The sequence below is a fragment of the Natronococcus sp. genome (genome assembly GCF_047921035.1).
Classification (GTDB): Archaea; Halobacteriota; Halobacteria; order Halobacteriales; family Natrialbaceae; genus Natronococcus.
Genome location: NZ_JBLRWX010000217.1, coordinates 1 through 1,603 on the forward strand (window position 1 = coordinate 1; position 1,603 = coordinate 1,603).

The 1,603-nt window shown below is 67.8% G+C and carries 2 protein-coding genes and 1 pseudogene; 2 read left to right on the forward strand and 1 reads right to left on the reverse strand.

Features of this window, described 5'->3' with window-relative positions:
- Window positions 1-163 precede the first annotated feature (163 nt).
- Window positions 164-529, reverse strand: a complete 366-nt coding sequence (gene hisI, locus ACNA7R_RS20265; RefSeq protein WP_416285339.1) for a phosphoribosyl-AMP cyclohydrolase — start codon at window positions 527-529, stop codon at window positions 164-166.
- A 142-nt stretch (window positions 530-671) separates the two neighbouring features.
- Between hisI and ACNA7R_RS20270 the strand changes: the two genes are divergently transcribed.
- Both ACNA7R_RS20270 and ACNA7R_RS20275 read left to right on the forward strand, forming a co-directional pair.
- Window positions 672-992: a cupin domain-containing protein gene (locus tag ACNA7R_RS20270; RefSeq protein WP_416285340.1), complete on the forward strand. Its 321-nt coding sequence runs from the start codon at window positions 672-674 to the stop codon at window positions 990-992.
- Window positions 993-1,074: 82 nt separating this feature from the next.
- Window positions 1,075-1,529 (forward strand): annotated as a pseudogene (locus ACNA7R_RS20275) (SAM-dependent methyltransferase).
- The last annotated feature ends 74 nt before the right edge of the window (window positions 1,530-1,603 follow it).

Below are 1,603 nucleotides of genomic sequence, written 5' to 3' on the forward strand. Positions count from 1 at the left end.
CGTCGCGTCGCGGTAGGCCTCGGCGGCCTCGACGACCCTCTCGCCGCCGCGGTCGTCGATCGCCGTCCGCGCCTGCGCGTAGCGTTCCCGGGCGGCCTCGAGTCGCTCGAGCGGGGTTCGGTCGGTCTCGGCGTCGCTCGAGCGAGAGACGCGCTCGCTCATCTTACTCGTAGACGGCCTCCGGATCGAAGACCCGCTCGCCGACGTGTTCCCCGTCGACGGTCCGGTAGAAACAGGAGCGGTGGCCCGTGTGGCAGGCGCCGCCCTCCTGGTCGACCAGGTACAGCAGGGTGTCGGCGTCGCAGTCGACCCGTACCTCCGCGACCTCCTGGGTGTGGCCGCTCGTGGCGCCTTTCTCCCAGAGTTCGTCCCGGCTGCGCGAGTAGTAGTGCGCCCGCCCCGTCTCGCGGGTTCGCTCGAGGGCCTCCGGGGAGACGTAGGCGAGCATCAGCACCTCGCCGGTCTCGGCGTCCTGTGCGACGGCCGGGACCAGTTCGTCCTCGCCGAAGTCGACCGTAATCTCGTCCATAGGCGACTCGAGGACCGTACCGGCGATAGATCTTTTGCAGTCGGACGGGCTGACGGAACGGTGGCTACCGCAATCGGGGCTCGACCGTACGAGTTCGGGTACCACCAACGTTTATTTCTCATCCCGTAGTCGTGAGTTCGCGATGGCCGAGTACACGACCGCGAACTACCACGACGTCGACGACCAGAGCGGACTGCACTTTCTCCGGGACGAACTGAACTGCGAGAACGTCGGTGTTACCGTCCTCGAGTGCGAGCCCGGCTGGGAGGGGATGGAACACGACCACGCCGACGAGGGTCAGGAGGAGGTCTACCTGCTACTGGAGGGAGGAGCGACGATCACCGTCGAGGACGAATCAGTCGAGATGACCGAGGGCGACGCGATCCGGATCCCGCCGGACGCGACCCATCAGATCCACAACGGCGACGCCGAGAGTCGGTTCGTACTCGTGGGCGCGCCGTAACGATCCCGAGCTGCCGCGTTCGGCGGTCGAGCCCTCACCTGTTTGGCCGTCTCGTCTTGCTCGCGAGCCGCCTCCTCAGGGCATGGACAGGCGCGAACTCCGGCGGGCGTGGGACGAACTCGCCGAACCGTACGCGTCGAGTCGTCGCGCCGACGGCGACGACGCCGCGCTGATCGACGAACTGCTTGAGTCGATCCCCCCGGACGCGACGGTGCTCGACGTCGGCTGTGGCGACGGTCGACGAACGCTGGCGATTTTCACGTTCCTCGGGCGGAACACCCCGCCGTCTACGCGGAGTTCGCGCGCGTGCTCCGGCCGGGCGGTCGGCTCCTGGCGACCGGCAGTTCGGGGCGGTACGAGACCGTTCGAGATGACTGGCTCGGGAGCGACCAGGCGATGTTCTTCAGCACGCCCGGTCCACGCCGGACCCGCAAGGCTCTCGAGCGGGCCGGGTTCGGGCTCGACCGGGAGCGAACCGTCGACGACCCGCTCGGGAGCTCGGTGCCGTTCGTGATGGCCACCTACCGGGGCGAGTGATACGGATTGCTGTAACGATTTACCGGCGCAACCGCCGCACGGGTCGCGGTTGCGCCGGTAATGACTTACAGTAA